The 16,355-nt window shown below is 72.7% G+C and carries 13 protein-coding genes, 1 pseudogene and 1 riboswitch; of the genes and pseudogenes, 5 read left to right on the top strand and 9 right to left on the bottom strand.

Features of this window, described 5'->3' with window-relative positions:
* Window positions 1-5 precede the first annotated feature (5 nt).
* Window positions 6-1,241: a hypothetical protein gene (locus D0Z67_RS16915; protein ID WP_031183114.1), complete on the bottom strand. Its 1,236-nt coding sequence runs from the start codon at window positions 1,239-1,241 to the stop codon at window positions 6-8.
* Window positions 1,242-1,426: 185 nt separating this feature from the next.
* On the opposite strand from D0Z67_RS16915, the gene D0Z67_RS16910 reads away from it, so the two are divergent.
* On the top strand, window positions 1,427-2,008 hold the full coding sequence (locus D0Z67_RS16910; protein WP_031183115.1) for a flavodoxin family protein: 582 nt from the start codon (window positions 1,427-1,429) through the stop codon (window positions 2,006-2,008).
* Here the strand turns inward: D0Z67_RS16910 and D0Z67_RS16905 are convergent.
* The 4 genes from D0Z67_RS16905 to D0Z67_RS16890 all read right to left on the bottom strand — a co-directional run bounded on the left by D0Z67_RS16905 (window position 2,005) and on the right by D0Z67_RS16890 (window position 6,274).
* Entirely contained in the window at window positions 2,005-2,877 is an 873-nt protein-coding gene (locus D0Z67_RS16905; protein WP_031183116.1) for an ABC transporter permease, read from the bottom strand. The two genes, D0Z67_RS16910 and D0Z67_RS16905, sit on opposite strands and share 4 nt — an antisense overlap.
* Window positions 2,864-3,826 carry an ABC transporter ATP-binding protein gene (locus D0Z67_RS16900; RefSeq protein ID WP_031183117.1) on the bottom strand — a complete coding sequence of 321 codons (963 nt, stop codon included), beginning with the start codon at window positions 3,824-3,826 and terminating at the stop codon, window positions 2,864-2,866. The genes D0Z67_RS16905 and D0Z67_RS16900 overlap by 14 nt, the downstream gene beginning before the upstream one ends.
* A gap of 25 nt (window positions 3,827-3,851) precedes the next feature.
* On the bottom strand, window positions 3,852-5,036 hold the full coding sequence (locus D0Z67_RS16895) for a LolA family protein (RefSeq protein ID WP_031183118.1): 1,185 nt from the start codon (window positions 5,034-5,036) through the stop codon (window positions 3,852-3,854).
* A 227-nt stretch (window positions 5,037-5,263) separates the two neighbouring features.
* Window positions 5,264-6,274 (bottom strand): polyprenyl synthetase family protein, encoded by a 1,011-nt coding sequence (locus tag D0Z67_RS16890; RefSeq protein ID WP_031183119.1) that lies wholly within the window; start codon window positions 6,272-6,274, stop codon window positions 5,264-5,266.
* Between the two features lie 505 nt (window positions 6,275-6,779).
* Window positions 6,780-6,979, top strand: a riboswitch (cyclic di-AMP (ydaO/yuaA leader).
* A 4-nt stretch (window positions 6,980-6,983) separates the two neighbouring features.
* Between D0Z67_RS16890 and D0Z67_RS16885 the strand changes: the two genes are divergently transcribed.
* The gene (locus D0Z67_RS16885) at window positions 6,984-7,466 is read left to right on the top strand and encodes a transglycosylase SLT domain-containing protein (protein ID WP_031183120.1); all 483 of its coding nucleotides are present in this window, start codon (window positions 6,984-6,986) and stop codon (window positions 7,464-7,466) included.
* 67 nt (window positions 7,467-7,533) lie between these two features.
* On the opposite strand, the gene D0Z67_RS16880 is transcribed toward D0Z67_RS16885, so the two are convergent.
* From D0Z67_RS16880 to D0Z67_RS16870, 3 genes are all read right to left on the bottom strand, one after another.
* The gene (locus D0Z67_RS16880) at window positions 7,534-8,361 is read right to left on the bottom strand and encodes a Cof-type HAD-IIB family hydrolase (RefSeq protein ID WP_031183121.1); all 828 of its coding nucleotides are present in this window, start codon (window positions 8,359-8,361) and stop codon (window positions 7,534-7,536) included.
* A 65-nt stretch (window positions 8,362-8,426) separates the two neighbouring features.
* Window positions 8,427-9,629 (bottom strand): FAD-dependent oxidoreductase, encoded by a 1,203-nt coding sequence (locus tag D0Z67_RS16875; protein WP_037775852.1) that lies wholly within the window; start codon window positions 9,627-9,629, stop codon window positions 8,427-8,429.
* Between the two features lie 45 nt (window positions 9,630-9,674).
* The gene (locus D0Z67_RS16870) at window positions 9,675-10,946 is read right to left on the bottom strand and encodes a carboxylate--amine ligase (RefSeq protein WP_037775830.1); all 1,272 of its coding nucleotides are present in this window, start codon (window positions 10,944-10,946) and stop codon (window positions 9,675-9,677) included.
* A gap of 245 nt (window positions 10,947-11,191) precedes the next feature.
* Between D0Z67_RS16870 and fahA the strand changes: the two genes are divergently transcribed.
* Window positions 11,192-12,409, top strand: coding sequence for a fumarylacetoacetase (fahA, locus tag D0Z67_RS16865; RefSeq protein WP_031183124.1), 1,218 nt, complete (start codon window positions 11,192-11,194; stop codon window positions 12,407-12,409).
* A gap of 197 nt (window positions 12,410-12,606) precedes the next feature.
* Window positions 12,607-13,545 carry a M56 family metallopeptidase gene (locus D0Z67_RS16860; RefSeq protein ID WP_031183125.1) on the top strand — a complete coding sequence of 313 codons (939 nt, stop codon included), beginning with the start codon at window positions 12,607-12,609 and terminating at the stop codon, window positions 13,543-13,545.
* 11 nt (window positions 13,546-13,556) lie between these two features.
* On the opposite strand, the gene recQ is transcribed toward D0Z67_RS16860, so the two are convergent.
* Window positions 13,557-15,551, bottom strand: coding sequence for a DNA helicase RecQ (recQ, locus tag D0Z67_RS16855; RefSeq protein WP_037775832.1), 1,995 nt, complete (start codon window positions 15,549-15,551; stop codon window positions 13,557-13,559).
* Window positions 15,552-15,763: 212 nt separating this feature from the next.
* Between recQ and D0Z67_RS16850 the strand changes: the two are divergent.
* Window positions 15,764-16,330 (top strand): annotated as a pseudogene (locus D0Z67_RS16850) (Uma2 family endonuclease); the annotation flags it as partial.
* Between the last annotated feature and the right edge of the window lie 25 nt (window positions 16,331-16,355).

The following is a 16,355-nucleotide window of genomic DNA, read 5'->3' as shown; positions in this document are numbered from 1 at the left end:
CGGCCTCACGCCTCGGCCGCCCCCGCCCGCGCCGTCAGGCGGGTCATGCGGGTGTGGGCCGACTCCAGGGGGCGGGGGTCGGTCGCGGCGGGACCGGGCGCCGCGGCCAACGCCGTCCACACGCCGATGAGTTCACGGCCCATCCGTAGGGCCTGCTCCGCGTCGCCCACCGCGCGCCACGCGGTCGCCGCGCTGCGGACGTTGCTGTAGGCCGCCGCCGGGTCGCCCGACTCGGCGCGCTTGCGGGCCAGGTCCAGCGAGAGGTCGAAGGCGCGGGCCGGGTCGCCGGTCAAGTACGCGATGTACGCGCAGAGTTCACGCAGGTGCAGCACCTCGGGGTGCCGGGGGCCCAGCGCGCGGGACGCCTTCGCCACCGCCCGGCTCGCCAGCTCGGCCGCCCGCTCGACCTCTCCGTCCCGTACGGCGTCCCCGACGCGCGCCAGCGCGGCCGTCCACACCTCGGCCCCGTCCTGCGTCTCCCCCACCGGCGCCTCCGCGAGCATCTCCTCCGCGATGGCGTCGAACCGGCTCGGCGGAACGGGCTCGGGCTCGGCTTCGGGGGCCGACTTGGGGCCCAGGACGAGTTCGGGACCCGGAGCGGGGGCGGCCTTGGCGCCGAGGACCACTTCGGGAACCGGGGCGGGCTTGGCGCCGAGGACCATTTCCGGGCCCGGACCGGAGGCGGCCTCGGGGCCAAGACCCAGTTCGGAAGCCGGGCCCGGGGCAGGCTCGGGACCGAGTACCACTTCGGGACCCGGCTCAGGGGCGGGCTTGGCGCCGAGGACCAGTTCCGGACCCGGCTCGGAGGCCACCCCAACGCCCGAAACAGGCTTCACCTTGCGGAAGTTGACCGTGCTGGACGCAGACCGAGGCTTGCGCCTCGGTATCGCCTCCCCCTCACCACCCCCCATCACCGGCGGCGGCCCGAACACCCCCCGGGGCGGCTGCACGGTCCCCGGTGCCGCGGGCAGCCGCGTCGGCTCCCCCGTCATCCGGGTCGTGCCGTCGGGCGAGATCTCCAGCGGGACCAGGCAGCCGGCCGCGTCGTCGTGGATGGTGGCCCGGATCGGGGTGCCGTGGGACGTGGCGAGGTGGTGGAGGTGGTTGAGGACGGCGTCGTGGATGTCCTCGCCCGGCGCCCGGAGGACGGGCGTACCGGCGACCGACGCCGTGCCGGCTGCCGAGACGCGGACCTGGACCGGCAGGTCCGCGCGCCGCTTCTCGAAGCTGAGTCGAGACATCCCTGTTCCCTCATTTCCCCCGGCGCCGCGCCCGGTCGTACGCCTCCTGCGTCCAGTCTCGCCGCCCGGGGCGCCCGCGCGCGTCACCGCGACGTCACAGCCTCGCACCAGCCGCCCTTGCCCGACAGTACTTGCACGTGCATAAGATGCATGCGGATTAAACTTCACTCGCTCCAGGGGTACCCATGAGCCGTCGTTTCCTCTTCGTCCTGGGCAGCGCCCGCACCCAGGGCAACACCGAGTTCCTCGCCCGCGCCGCCGCCGAGCAGTTGCCGCAGGGGGTCGAGCAGGAGTGGATCAGGCTGGCCGGGCTGCCGCTGCCCGAGGCGGAGGACCTGCGGCACGACACCGACCACGTACGCCCCGCCCCCGGCACCCCCGCCGGAACGCTGCTGGACGCCACGCTGGCCGCCACGGACGTGGTGATCGCCTCGCCGCTTTACTGGTACTCCCTCTCCAGCCTCACCAAGCGGTACCTGGACCACTGGTCGGGCTGGCTGCGCATCCCCGAGGTCGGCTTCAAGGACACGATGGCCGGCCGGACCCTGTGGGGCGTGACGGCGCTCGCGGACCGTGACCCCTCGGTCGCCGACCCCCTGATCGGCAGCCTGAACAACTCCGCCGCCTATCTGAAGATGCGCTTCGGCGGAGTGCTGCTCGGCAACGGCAGCGGCCCCGGCGACGTACGCCACGACACCGAGGCGCTGGCCCGCGCGAAGACCTTCTTCGCCGGCGAGACCCCCACGGCCAGGTTCCCGGGCCGCTAGGCCGTGATGTCCTTCGCCGTGAACCGCGCCCACGCCGCCGTGCCGAACACCGCCGCGTAGATCCCCTGGAGGACGAGATCGCGGCGGAGGTCGTCCCAGAGGACCGGGTCGCGCAGCAGGTCGGCGAAGGACAGCCAGTAGTGCGAGAACAGGTACGGCTGGATCGCGTGGAGCTGCGGGATCTGGTCGAGGATCTGGACGGTGATCAGCAGCCCCACGGTGGTCGCCATCGCCGCGATCCCGCTGTTGGTCAGCGTGGAGACGAACAGCCCGAGCGCCGCCACCCCGACCAGCGAGGCCGCCACCGCCAGGGCGATCAGCAGCGCCCGGAGCAGCCCGTCGCCGAAGCCGATCCGGGTGCCGGAGATCGTCGTGACCTCCCCCAGCGGGAACAGCAGCGCTCCCACGGCCAGCGCGGACACCGCGACGACCAGGGTGGCCAGCAGGCAGAAGGCCAGCACGGTCGCGTACTTGGTCAGCAGCAGCCGGGTGCGGCCCGCCGGGGCGACCAGCAGATAGCGCAGCGTGCCCGCGCCCGCCTCCCCCGCCACCGCGTCCCCGGCGATCACCCCGACCGCCAACGGCAGGAAGAACGGCAGGGTCGCCGCGAGCGCGGTGAAGACCAGGAACAGCCCGTTGTTGGTGACCTGCGCGATGAAGGCCGGTCCCCCGCCACCCCGGTCCGGGTCCCCGCCGCCGCCCGTCTCGGCCCGTACCGCGATCCCGATCAGCACCGGCACCGCGGCCAGCACCGCGAGCAGCACCAGGGTGCGCCAGCGGCGCAGGGTGGTGACCAGCTCGCTGCGCAGCAGCCCGAAGGTCCACAGGGCGCGGGGCGCCGTGGGGTACGTGGTCTCAGCCCGCGACATCGAAGCCCTCTCCGGTCAGTGCCACGAACGCGTCCTCCAGCGAGGCCCGTTCCAGGGTGAACCCCCGTACCCGCACGCCCGCCGCGACCAGGGCGGCGTTCACCTCGGCGAGGTCGCGGGCGGGCGGTTCCCCGGTGACCGTCCCGCCGGTCACGGTGAGGCCGGTGACGCCCTGTTCCCCCAGCACGCGGGCCGCGTCCGCCGGGTCCGGGGTGGTCACGGCGAGCCGGCCGCGCGCCCCGGCGGACAGGTCGGCCACCGCGCCCTGGACCACCAGCCGGCCACGGGTCATCACCGCCGCGTGGGTGCAGACCTGCTCGATCTCGTCGAGGAGGTGGGAGGAGAGGAAGACGGTGGTGCCGTCGGCGGCCAGTTCCCGGATCAGGCCGCGGATCTCGCGCATGCCCTGCGGGTCGAGCCCGTTGGTGGGCTCGTCCAGCACGAGCAGGCGGCGCGGGCGGAGCAGGGCGGCGGCCAGGCCGAGGCGCTGCTTCATGCCGAGCGAGTACGCCCGTGCCTTCTTGCTCCCGGCCGCGGCGAGCCCCACCCGCTCCAGCGCGGCGGCGGTGCGGGCGCGCCGGGTGCGGGGGTCGGCGGCCGGGTCGGCGGAGTCGTAGCGCAGCAGGTTGTCCCGGCCGGAGAGGAAGCCGTAGAGCGCGGGGCCCTCGATGAGGGCGCCGACCTCGGGCAGGACGGCACGGGTGGCGCCCGGCATGGGGCGGCCCAGGACGTGCGCGGTGCCCGAGGTCGGGTCGATCAGGCCCATCAGCATGCGGATGGTGGTGGTCTTGCCGGAGCCGTTGGGGCCGAGGAAGCCGAAGACGCTGCCCGCCGGGACGGTCAGGTCGAGACCGTCCACGGCGAGCTGTCCGCCCCGGTACCGCTTGGTGAGGCCGCGCGTGGCGATGACCGGCGCGGCCTCTTCCCCCGTGGCGGACGGTGGCTCCATCGGTTCCCCTCGCGTGTCGGCCGGGCTACTTGTCCGCGTCGGCCGCCTTGACCAGGGCGTCCTTGGTGACCGCGCCCGCGTAGACCTTGCCGTCGTCGGTGATCAGGGCGTTGACCAGGCGGGTGGAGAAGACGGTGCCCTTGCCGAAGCCGCCGGAGACCGGGTCGCCCAGCGAGCCGAGGAAGCCGCCCATCGCGCCGCCCTGCTGGGCGGACTTGTCGCCCTTGGCGCCGGTGTCGAACGTGGCGATGGTGGCCCAGCCCTCGCCGATGGTGTCGGCGCCCTTCAGGCCGCCCGGGGCGAACTCCTCGCCGAAGCCCTGGGCGTGCCGCTCGTCCTTGCCCGGCTTCTCCTCGGTGACCTTCGCGCCCCCCGGCGCGCGGAAGTCGAAGGTGGAGGCGGGCGGGGCGGCGAAGGAGACCTTGGTGAAGCCCGCGTCGAGGACGGGGGCGCCGCCGCTCTTCGGGGTGAGGGTGAACTTCAGCGGCAGGCCGGTCTTGGCGTCGACGCCGATGGTGACGTCACGGACGGTGGAGCCGGACTGCTTGGGCTTGATCACGAGCTGGTAGGCGTCGCGGCCGGCGATGCGGGCGGTGCCGTCGACGGTGACCGAGGTGGTGGAGTCGACCGACTTCAGCGCCTCCTTTGCGAAGTCGTCGGGCGTGGCGCTCGGCCGGTGCTCGCGCTTGTCGCCGGTGTGCTGGGCGGTGGTGTGGAAGACCTCGTTGCTCGCGCTGTCGTAGCCCCACACGTTCTTGTCGTTGTGGATCAGGCTGTACTCGGCGTCGCGCTCCAGCAGCGAGACCTTCTGCTTCTCGGGGCCGTCGGCGGCCACCCGCAGGGTGTGGGTGCCGGAGGCCAGCTCGGTGAGCTTGGTCCGCGGGTCGGCGGAGGAGTCGTCGCCGCCCTGGCCGCCCATGCCGCCCTGGAGGGCGCCGAGGTCGGGCAGGCCGAGGTCGGTGCTGACCTTCACGGTGCCGGACATCCGCTGGACGTCGGACTTGGCGATCTTCTCGACGAGCTGCTGCGCGGTGATCTTCGGCAGGTCCGGGTCGCCGGAGGCGGCGAGCGCCGGGACCAGCCCGATGGTGGCGGCCGCGACACCCACCACCGCGACGGGCACGACGTACCGGGCGGCCTTGCGGCGGCCGGTACGCGGGTCCTCGTCGGGGCCGGTGCCGGTCGCGTGGTCGGATTCGTACGGTGCCATGTCTGCCTTACCTCCGTCGTCGGCGGCGGCTGCGCTCTATGGGTTCCACCCGAGCCGCCATTCTCACCCGGATCGGTGAGGAGTGGTGGTTTCCCTGGTTCCCATCACACCAAGGCGGCAGTCCTCAGGCGTCAGCCCACGGAGCCAACTCGGCGTACATCTGCGGTATGACGTACGCACCGGGCGCCCGCACCGACCCGTAGGGGTCGGACGAGCGCCCCTGTGTCTCAGCCCGCCCGGTGCACCACGGCGTCGCACAGTTCGATCAGGGCCGACTTGGCGGTGCAGTCCTTCAGCGGGGCGAGGGCCGCGCGGGCCTCCTCCGCGTACCGCACCGCGTCGCGGCGGGCCAGCTCCAGCGCGGGGTGGGCGCGCAGCGCGGTGAGCGCCTCGGCGAGCCGGGCGTCGTCGCTGAGGTCGGAGTCCAGCAGCTCGCACAGCGCGAGGTCGGCGGGCTCGCCGAGCCGGGCGGCGCGCTCGCGCAGCCGGAGCACGGGCAGCGTGGGCACGCCCTCGCGCAGGTCGGTGCCGGGGGTCTTGCCGGACTCGTCGGACTCTGAGGCGATGTCCAGCACGTCGTCGGCGAGCTGGAAGGCGACGCCGAGCCGCTCGCCGTACTGGGTGAGCACGTCGACCACGCTCTCCTCGGCGCCGGACATCATGGCGCCGAACCGGCAGGACACGGCGACCAGGGAGCCCGTCTTGCCGGAGAGCACGTCGAGGTAGTGCTCGACAGGGTCGCGGCCGTCCTGGGGACCCGCGGTCTCCATTATCTGGCCGGTGACGAGGCGCTCGAAGGCGAGGGCCTGCACCCGGACGGCCTCGGGGCCGAGATCGGCGAGTATCTGCGTGGCGCGGGCGAAGAGGAAGTCACCGGTCAGCACCGCGACGGAGTTGCCCCAGCGGGTGTTGGCGCTGTCCACGCCGCGCCGCACGGCCGCCTCGTCCATGACGTCGTCGTGGTAGAGCGTGGCCAGGTGGGTCAGCTCGACGACGACGGCCGAGGGGACGATGCGCGGGGCGTGCCGGTCGCCGAACTGGGCGGACAGCAGCACGAGCAGCGGACGGAACCGCTTGCCGCCGGCCCGCACCAGGTGCTGGGCGGACCCGGTGATGAAGGGGACATCGCTCTTGGTGGCCTCTAGCAGGCCCGCCTCGACAGCCGCCAGTCCGGCCTGGACATCGGCTTCCAGTGCCTGGTCCCGCACGCTCAGCCCGAACGGCCCGACGACGGTCACGAGGTTCTCCTGTCTGCTGGTGTCTGCTGGCGACTTCACGGCTTGTCGATAGGTCGCTGCCATCAGTCAAGGCAGCGTATCCGGTCCTCTTTCGATCACCGATCGCACCCACCGGTCCAGCTCGTGAGGTAGCGGTCACACCGGCCCAACGAACGGGAAGGTCCCAGAGGTTCCGCCTGGGAGGGACCGACACTCCCTAATACCCACAGACGGCCCAAATGCACATAATCCCCCATGTCTGATTTTGCGTATTTTGCGATTCCGTGAGTTGGCTCACGCGGACCACTCGGCCGCGGATACCCCCGCAAGACCCCCTCTCACCCCCTTCTTACCGTGCGGGACACGGAAGTTGGGGATTGGCTGACGCAAAGGATCAAGTGGGCCATTTGGGACAGAGCAAGGTCAACTAGCGCTTTGGGTGAATCCAGTACTTGTTCAGGACATGTGCGGTCGCATACGTTCCCGCCCTGTCAGGCGAACGCCGAATCCTGCCGCGCCTGGCACACCCACTCACGAACTCATTCGTACGGCAGGAGCGGGGGACCCAGGTAAGCCGCCGGACCGGTGCGACCCATGTCGCGCCGGGACGGCTAGGGGTGAAGCCGAAATCGTCCCCGGTGTCCGACGGGCACCGGGGACGACGCGGCCGGGCACCTCCCCGCCCGAACCCGACAGCTCACCTCGCAGGCGACGGAGAGGAAACACCGACATGTCTGCTGCTGCTCAGCCGCGCCGTGCCCGCACCAACCGCCTCGTCCGCACGCTCGCCGTCGCCGGTACCGGTGCCGCGATGTTCGCGCTCCCCCTCGTCGGCGCCACCAGTGCCTCCGCCGCCCCGGCCGCCAAGCCCGCCGCCGCCTCCGCCGTGTACCCGAACAACCTCGACGGCTGGATCCGCCAGTCCCTGGCGATCATGGCCGAGAAGGGCATCCCGGGCACCTACAACGGCATCCACCGCAACGTGATGCGCGAGTCCTCGGGCAACCCGCTGGCCATCAACAACTGGGACATCAACGCCGTCAACGGCACCCCGTCCAAGGGCCTGCTCCAGGTGATCGACCCGACCTTCCGGACGTACCACGTCGCCGGCACGTCCTTCGACCCGTACAACCCGGTCGCCAACATCACCGCGGCCTGCAACTACGCGTACCACCGCTACGGCTCGATCGACAACGTCAACGGCCCGTACTAAGCCGGTACGACCGTCGCGTCCCGCCCCCGTCGCACGCCTCTCGCGTGCGACGGGGGCGCTGTCGGCTTCAGGGGGCGAACAGGCGCTCCAGGACGAGGGCCACCCCGTCGTCCTCGTTGGAGAGGGTCACCTCGTCGGCCACCGCCTTCAGTTCCGGGTGGGCGCCGGCCATGGCGACGCCGTGGGCCGCCCACTGGAACATCGGGATGTCGTTCGGCATGTCGCCGAAGGCGATCGTGTCCGCGCGGCCCAGGCCCAGGTGCTCGGCGGCCAGCGCGAGCCCGGTCGCCTTGGTGATCCCGCACGGCTGGAGCTCGACCGTGCCGGGGCCCGACATGGTGACCGTGGCCAGCGAGCCGACGACCGAGCGGGCGGTGGCCGCCAGTTCGTCGTCGGACAGCCGGTCGTGGCGCAGCAGCACCTTGCTGATCGGCGCCCGCCAGAGCTGCTCGCGCCGCTCCACCCGTACCGCGGGCAGGGTGGGGTGCGGCATCCGGTAGCCGGCCTCGATCAGGGTCAGCCCGTCCACGCCGTCCTGGTCGGCGGCCGCGTGCACCTGGCCGACCTCGGCCTCGATCTTGCCGAGCGCGGTCTCGGCCAGCTCCCGGTCCAGCCGGACCGACCACAGCAGGGTGGCGGTGGCGGCGTCGTACACCTGGGCGCCCTGCGCGCACACCGCGAGCCCGGTGCCGCCGAGCGCGGCCAGCAGGGGGCGTACGCGGGGCGCGGGGCGGCCGGTCACCACGAGGTGCCGGGCCCCGGCGCGTGCCGCCGCCGCGAGCGCGGCGAGCGACCGGGCGGAGACCGTGTCGTCGCCGCGCAGCAGCGTCCCGTCCAGGTCGGTGGCGATGAGCGCGGGACGGGAGAGCGGGGAGCGAGGGGAGGGTGCGGCCATGATCAGAGAATACGGATCACCGGTCCTCCCGACTCACCCCGTCGACACCGGAGTTGACGCGTGCCTCAGCTCCGCGCGCCGTGTGCCGCCGCCAGGTGTTTCGCCAGCCTCGGGGAGGCGAACTCGGTGCCGCACACGAAGCGCATCACCGGCCCGTACGACGCGGCCGCGGGCAGGCCGGTGAAGTACAGGCCGGGCAGCGAGGAGACGTAGCCGGGGCCCAGGCGCGGGGCGCCCCGGGTGACCGCGAGGTCCGTGCGCAGGCCGGGGCCGAGGAAGTCCAGCGCGGCCACGTCGACCCGGTAGCCGGTGGCCGCGATGACATGGTCGGCGGTGAGCCGCTCGGCGCGGCCGCCGTGGGTGCGCACGGTGAGCACCGGTGCGCCGTCCACCGCCTCGGCGGACACCACCCGCGCCACCTCCTTCACCTGCACCCGGCCCTCGAAGCGGTCCCGCAGCCACCAGGCGCCGAGCGGGCCCAGCACCCGGCGGACCAGATGGTGCCGGGCGCCCTCGGGCAGGAAGCGGTAGGGATCGGCGTGGTGGCTGAGCGCCCACAGCGACCAGGCGCGGCCGAACGGTGACTCGGGCCGGAACCTCGGCTGCTTCCAGGGCGGCGCGCCGAAGGCGACCTTCCCCCGGCCGCGCGAGACGACCCGTACCGTCGCGCCCGCCTCGGCGGCGAGGACCGCGGTCTCCAGCGCGGACTGGCCGGCGCCGACGACCAGCAGTTCCTTGCCCGCGAACCGGCCGAGGTCGTGGTGGAGCGAGCTGTGCGTGACCAGCGCGGGCCCGCCGAGCGCGGCACCGGCCAGCTCGGGCGGCAGATGGGCGAAGCCGGAGAGCCCGGTGGCGACGACCACCGCGCGGGCGGCGAACTGCTCCCCCGAGTCCAGCTTCAGCTCGAACCCGCCGGGCCGGCCCCGCTCCACCGACACCACCCGGACCTGCTCCAGGTCCGGCACCAGCCGCTCCCGGAACCAGTCCCCGTAGGCGACGAAGGTCTCCGCCGGGATGATGTCCTCGTCGGTGACCAGGCGCCTGACGCCCGCCGCGTCGCAGTAGTCGGCGAGCGTGTGGCCGGGCTGCGGGCAGTCGAGGTTCGAGGCGGCCGGGGTGGATTTCAGCAGCATCCCCTCCGGCATGTGCTCGCGCCAGCTCACCATGGGGTCACCGAAGACCCGTACGGGGATGCCGCGCGCCCGCAGATGGGCGGCGGTGGACAGGCCGTACGGCCCGGCCCCGATGACTGCAACCGGTCGGATCACGAAGTCCCTCCCCAGGAACACGGTGCGCCACATGCGTGGCCTTGCCTACTTCGTGGAGTGCGAGGTGCCGCCGCCCCGGCGGCTGGTCCGCCAGAGCTGGTAGAGATGCTTCGCGCCGGGGCGGCCGAAGCGGGCGAGCATCGTGAGGAACGGCATCGGGTCGTCGCCCGCCAGCCATGCCAGCTCCGTGCCCTCGGCCCGCCTGGGGGCGGAGGGCGTGGTGTAGCCGCCGCGCCGGTAGGCGAGCCAGGCGGGCAGGTCGATGTTCTCCACGACGAACCGCCGCCCGGCCCGCTGCTCCCCCTCGGGAACGGCCCGGCCGGTGAGGTTCAGATGCAGCGCCCGGACGACGTCCACGCCCGACTCGCTCTCGAAGAGCCGGAACTGAGCGCCCATCCGGGGGTTGAAGTCCAGCAGCTTGTACTGGCCGTCGCGGCGGTCGAAACGCAGGTCGAGGTCGACGACCCCGGCGAAGCCGAGCTGCTTCACGAACCTCGTCGCCAGGTCGGCGAGTTCGGGGTTGTCGACGACGTACGCGTGGGCCGTCATGCCCGCGTGCGGGGGCCAGGAGCGGACCTTGACGCCGGTGAAGACGGCGAGCGGGTGGGCGTCCGCGTCGAAGCAGGCGTGCACGATCCAGTCCTCGGCCGCCTCCCTCGGCAGGTACTCCTGGAGGATCACGCCCGGGTCGTCGCCCCAGTCGCGGGCCAGGGCCAGCAGTCCGGCGCGGCTGCCGATCCGGGTGGTGCCGCCCACGGCGGGGCGGCTGCGCCGGACGAACGCCTCCCGGTTCTTGGCCACCACCGGGAACAGCGCCTCGTCCGCGAAGGCCACGACCTGGTCGTACGAGGTCGGGAAGACGGTCGTCGGGCTGGCGACGCCGTGCTCCTCGCACAGCTCGTGCAGCCCCTGCTTGCTCGCCAGCCGCCTCGGCAGGGCCGGGTCGACGGGCGGGAAGAGGAAGGCGCCGGACAGCTCGTCCTGGTGCTCGGCGATGAGGACGGCCGCCTCCTCGTCGGTCGGGATCAGCACGGTCGGGCGGCCGATGCGGCGTCCGATCCGGCGTAACCCCTCCACGAGGTGCTCCGGCTCCTCCGCGCCGGTCGTCGGCCAGACGAACGCCCGCTCCAGATAGCGGGAGGCGGCGGCCGGGGTGTACGGGTCCTCGGTGATGGCGTACATCGGCACGCCCAGCCGGCCGAGGCTGCGGATGGCGCCGACTCCGCCGTGGTGCAGTGGATATCCGCCGAACTTGACTATCAGTCCCGGCACTTCACGGTCCGCCTCGACGGGCGCGGCAAAGCGTCTTCCGGCCACGGGTCCCCCCACGTGTCCCCCCTTTGGACCGGACCCACCCCGTCCGTGTCCCCCGAAGGACGCTAAGCCGGAACACATCCCTCCGACAAGCACTACTCGGACATTGCGAACTCTTTAGACACGGCCCCCATCAGCCGCCGCACCCTGCCCAGCACACCGGTTCCGGCCGTAACGTGTGGGCCGACGCTATGGATCATCAACCCAGGCCGACGCGGATGAGAGTGAGGCAGCACCCCATGCCCCCCGTGCCACCGTTCGACGTTCCCGAGGGCGACCCCTTCGGTCCGCACAACCTTCCCTATGGCGTGTTCTCGCCCTCCGGCAGCAGTGACCGCCGGATCGGTGTCCGGCTCGGCGACCATGTGCTGGACGCGGGCGCCGCCGCCCGCGCGCTGGACTTCCCGCACGCGGACCTGCTCGCGGCGCCGAACCTCAACCCGCTGCTGGCCGCGGGGCCCGCCGTCTGGGCCGAGGTGCGCGCGGCGCTCACCGAGTGGGTCACGGACCCCGCGCACCGGGCGGCCGTCGAGCCTCTCTTCCATGAGCCGGCGCAGGTCACCCTGCACCTGCCGTTCGAGGTGGCCGACTACGTCGACTTCTACGCCTCCGAGCACCACGCCCGGAACGTCGGCCAGATCTTCCGCCCCGACTCCCCCGACCCGCTCACCCCCAACTGGAAGCACCTGCCCATCGGTTACCACGGCCGCGCGGGCACCATCGTGGTCTCCGGCACCGACGTGGTCCGCCCCTCCGGCCAGCGCAAGGCCCCCGCCGACCCGGCACCCGTCTTCGGACCCTCGATCCGGCTCGACATCGAGGCGGAGGTCGGCTTCGTGGTGGGCGTGCCCTCCGCGCAGGGCACCCCGGTGCCGCTGACCGGGTTCCGGGACCACGTCTTCGGGCTGTGCCTCCTCAACGACTGGTCGGCGCGGGACATCCAGGCGTGGGAGTACGTGCCCCTCGGGCCCTTCCTCGGCAAGTCCTTCGCCACCTCGGTCTCGGCGTGGATCACACCGCTGGCCGCGCTGGAGGACGCCCGGGTGGCCCCGCCCGAGCGCACCCACCCGCTGCTGCCCTACCTCGACGACTCCGCGCCCGGGGTCGAACCCGGCGGCTACGACCTGCGGATCTCCGTCGCGATCAACGGCCAGGTGGTGGCCGAGCCGCCCTTCTCCACCATGTACTGGACAGCCGCCCAGCAGCTCGCCCACCTCACGGTGAACGGCGCCTCGCTGCGCACCGGCGACCTCTACGCCTCCGGCACGGTCAGCGGACCCGCCGAGGGACAGCGCGGTTCGCTGCTGGAACTGACCTGGAACGGGCGCGACCCCCTCGAACTCCCGGACGGCAAACGGGCGTTCCTTGAGGACGGGGACGTGGTGACCTTCACGGCCTGGGCGCCGGGGAAGGACGGCGGGCGGATCGGGCTGGGCGAGGTCGAGGGGCGGATCGTCAGCGGCTGAGGCCGAGGGGCGCGTCCGGGGGGGGCGCGGGCCGGGCAGCGGCCGGGGCCGGGGGGTGCGGGTGTGCCGTACGCCTGTCTTCGGCGGGCGCGGGCCGTCATACTGACGGCATACGCGACAGGCGGCCCGCGCCCTGCTCTCCAGCGGGCCGTACCCCCTTCCGACCAGGCACGTCCGACAGGAACCGGAGCCCCGGCATGACCGTCTGCCTGCTCCTGCTGACCGTCCTCGCCCTGACGGCCGCCGTACCGGCGCCCCGGGCGCTGACCCGTGCCGCGTGGCCGGAGCGGGAGCCGGTGGTGGCGCTGTGGGTGTGGCAGTGCCTGGTCGCCACGGTGCTGCTGTGCTGCCTGACCGCGCTGGTCCTGGGCGCGGCGGCCGTTTTCCACACCGTCCGCGACCATGTCTTCGCCCCGGCCCCGCCCGCCGTCACCGCCGCCTACGACCTGTCGGCCGCGCCCGCCTGGGCCACCGCCCTCACCCTGCTGCTGGCCTCCGGCGCCGCCTGGACCACGGCGATGCTGGGCCGCGAGCTGACCGAGGCGCGGCGGCGGCGCGGGGTGGCCCGCGCGCAGCTGCGGGAGCGGGCTCCGGACCTGCCCGGCGGGCTGCCCCCGGCGCGCGGTCCGCTGCTGGTGCTGGAGGACGAGTACCCGGACGCCTGGTGGATGCCCGGACATCCGGCCCAACTGGTGGTGACCACGGGCGCGTTGCACCGGCTCACCGGGCATCAGGTCGACGCGGTGCTCACCCATGAGCGGGGGCACGCCCGCGCCCACCACGACTGGCTGCTGCATCTGTCCAGCGCGCTCGCCACGGGCTTTCCGCGCGTCCCGCTCTTCGCCCACTTCTGCGACCAGACGCACCGGCTGGTGGAGCTGGCCGCCGACGACACCGCCTCACGGCGCTGCGGGCACGTCACCACCGCGCTGGCCCTGATCGAGCTGAACCAGCACCGGGGTGTGCTGTCCTGTGCCTCGTCCCGGCGGCTGCTCGGCGAGCGGGTCGACCGGCTGCTGGAGCCGCCACCCCGGCTGCCGCGCGGACACCGGGCGCTGACCGCGGCGCTGGCCGCGCTGGTGCCGTTGCTGCCGCTGCTGATCACCTTCGCACCGGGGCTGACGGCGCTGGCGTAGGGCTTTGCCGGTCAGGACCAGTCGGGCTCCTCCTCACCGTCGGGCCAGTGGAGGTCGGGGGAATCCCCGGCGGGGGCCAGGGTGCTGGCGGGGGCCGGGGCGGGGATCTTCGGGGTCGCTTCCGGGGCGCCGGCCGGGGCCGGGGCCGGCCGGCCCTCCAGGACCGCGAGCACTCCCTCGCCGTACGTGGCGAGCTTCTTCTCGCCGACCCCGCTCAGCGTGCCCAGCTCGGCCACCGAGCGGGGGTGGCTGGTGGCGATCTCACGGAGGGTGGCGTCGTGGAAGATGACGTACGCCGGGACGCCCTGCTCCTTCGCCTGCTCCGCGCGCCAGGCGCGCAGCGCCTCGAAGACGGGGACCAGCTCGGCGGGCAGTTCGGCGGCGGCGGTCTTGCCCTTGCGCTCGCCCCGGCCGGCGGAGCGGGCGGTGGTCGGGCGCTTGGGCTCCTTGCGCAGCGGCACCTCGCGCTCCCGGCGCAGCACCTCGCCGCTGGCCTCGGTGAGCACCAGCGTGCCGTACTCCCCCTCGACGGCCAGCAGTCCCTGCGCGAGCAACTGCCGCACCACGCCCCGCCATTCGCCTTCGGCGAGGTCGTCGCCGATGCCGAAGACGGAGAGCTGGTCGTGGTCGAACTGGATCACCTTGGCGGTGCGCTTGCCGAGCAGGATGTCCACGATCTGCACGGTGCCGAACTTCTGGCCGCGCTCGCGCTGGAGCCGGACCACGGTGGAGAGCACCTTCTGCGCGGCCACCGTGCCGTCCCAGGTCTCCGGCGGGGTGAGGCAGGTGTCGCAGTTGCCGCAGCCCTCCTCGGTGGGGTCCTGGCCGAAGTAGGCGAGGAGCTGGCCCCGGCGGCAGCGGACGGTCTCGCACAGCGCCAGCATCGCGTCCAGGTGGGAGGCGGCGCGGCGGCGGAACGCCTCGTCGCCCTCGCCGGACTGGATCAGCTTGCGCTGCTGCACGACGTCGTTGAGGCCGTACGCCATCCAGGCCGTGGAGGGCAGTCCGTCGCGGCCCGCGCGGCCGGTCTCCTGGTAGTAGCCCTCGATGGACTTGGGCAGGTCGAGGTGGGCGACGAAGCGGACGTCGGGCTTGTCGATGCCCATGCCGAAGGCGATGGTGGCGACGACCACCAGGCCCTCCTCGCGCAGGAAGCGGGACTGGTGCCGGGCGCGTGTGGCCGCGTCCAGGCCCGCGTGGTACGGGACGGCCGCGATGCCGTTGGCGGTGAGGAACTCGGCGGTGCGGTCGACGGAGTTGCGGGAGAGGCAGTAGACGATGCCGGCGTCGCCGGCGTGCTCCTCGCGGAGGAAGGCGAGGAGCTGCTTCCTGGGGTCGGCCTTGGGGACGATGCGGTACTGGATGTTGGGGCGGTCGAAGCTGGCGACGAAGTGGCGGGCCTCGGGGAGGTTCAGCCGCTGGGTGATCTCCTCGTGGGTGGCGCGGGTGGCCGTGGCGGTCAGGGCGATCCGGGGCACGTCCGGCCAGCGCTCGCCGAGCAGCGAGAGGTTCAGGTAGTCGGGGCGGAAGTCGTGGCCCCACTGGGAGACACAGTGCGCCTCGTCGATGGCGAAGACGGAGATCTTGCCTCGGGAGAGGAGGTCGAGCGTGGCGTCCACGCGCAGCCGCTCCGGGGCCAGGTAGAGCAGGTCCAGCTCGCCGGCGAGGAACTCGGCCTCCACCGTCCGGCGCTCGTCGAAACCTTGCGTGGAGTTGATGAACCCCGCCCGCACGCCCAGCGCGCGCAGCGCGTCCACCTGGTCCTGCATCAGCGCGATCAGCGGCGAGACCACGACACCGGTACCCGGCCTGACCAGCGCCGGAATCTGATAGCACAGCGACTTTCCGCCACCGGTCGGCATGAGCACCAGCGCGTCCCCGCCGGCCACCACATGCTCGATGACCGCTTCCTGCTCGCCCCGGAACGCGTCATACCCGAACACCCGGTGCAGCGCGGCCAGCGCCCCGCTCCCGGCTACGGCCGGCCCCTCGCTCACCGTCGTCATCCCGCTGATCCCACCTGTCCCGCTGCTCGCCCTGCCCGATACGCGGTCCCTCGACCACCGCCTCCACCATAGGCGCCCCCGCCGACAGCCCCGGGAGTTATCCACAACCCTGACACTTCAGCGTGACCAGCCGATAACTTGGTGCAACCGTTGAGAATCCCGACCGTAGGAGCAGCACGAGCGTGGCGGTTGACACTTTGGCGCCTGCATGACCCGTCCCTCCCGAAGGGGGATGGAAGGCCGACGATCTTGACTTGCTCCCGGACCTGCCGCAGCACACGCAGTTGATCGACGCGAGCCTGGTCTTTCCCTGCCCTCAGTCGGTGTTTCACTCACGTGCCACAGGATTTTTCGGTCGTGGGCTCAGCAGCTCCGCACCTCCGGAGCTTGAGGTGATCCAGCGGTTCACCATTGACATCGACCCTCAGAACAGGCCGGAACCGGACGTAGTCGTCGTCCGGCAAGCTGCCGTGAGGGGATTCGAACAGACGCGAGTAGCTGCATCTGAGGTCGTGCTGGTTATCGAGGTCGTCTCCCCGGACTCCGCCTCCCGCGACCGCGAGACCAAGCCGATGAAGTACGCCCGCGCCAAGATCCCGCACTTCTGGCGCGTCGAGAACGAGCGGGGGCGCCCGGTGATCCACGCCTTCGAGCTGGAGCCGACCACCGGTACGTACACCAGCGTGGGCATCTTCCGGGATCGGATGAAGGCCGAGGCGCCGTTCCCCGTCGACCTGGACCTCACCAGGATCAAGACCCGCCGGGACACAGCCGAGTAGCCACCGCTCGCACACGCACGACGGC

It is taken from the genome of Streptomyces seoulensis (assembly GCF_004328625.1).
GTDB lineage: Bacteria > Actinomycetota > Actinomycetes > Streptomycetales > Streptomycetaceae > Streptomyces > Streptomyces seoulensis.
This window is presented reverse-complemented; position numbering and strand designations above follow the sequence as displayed.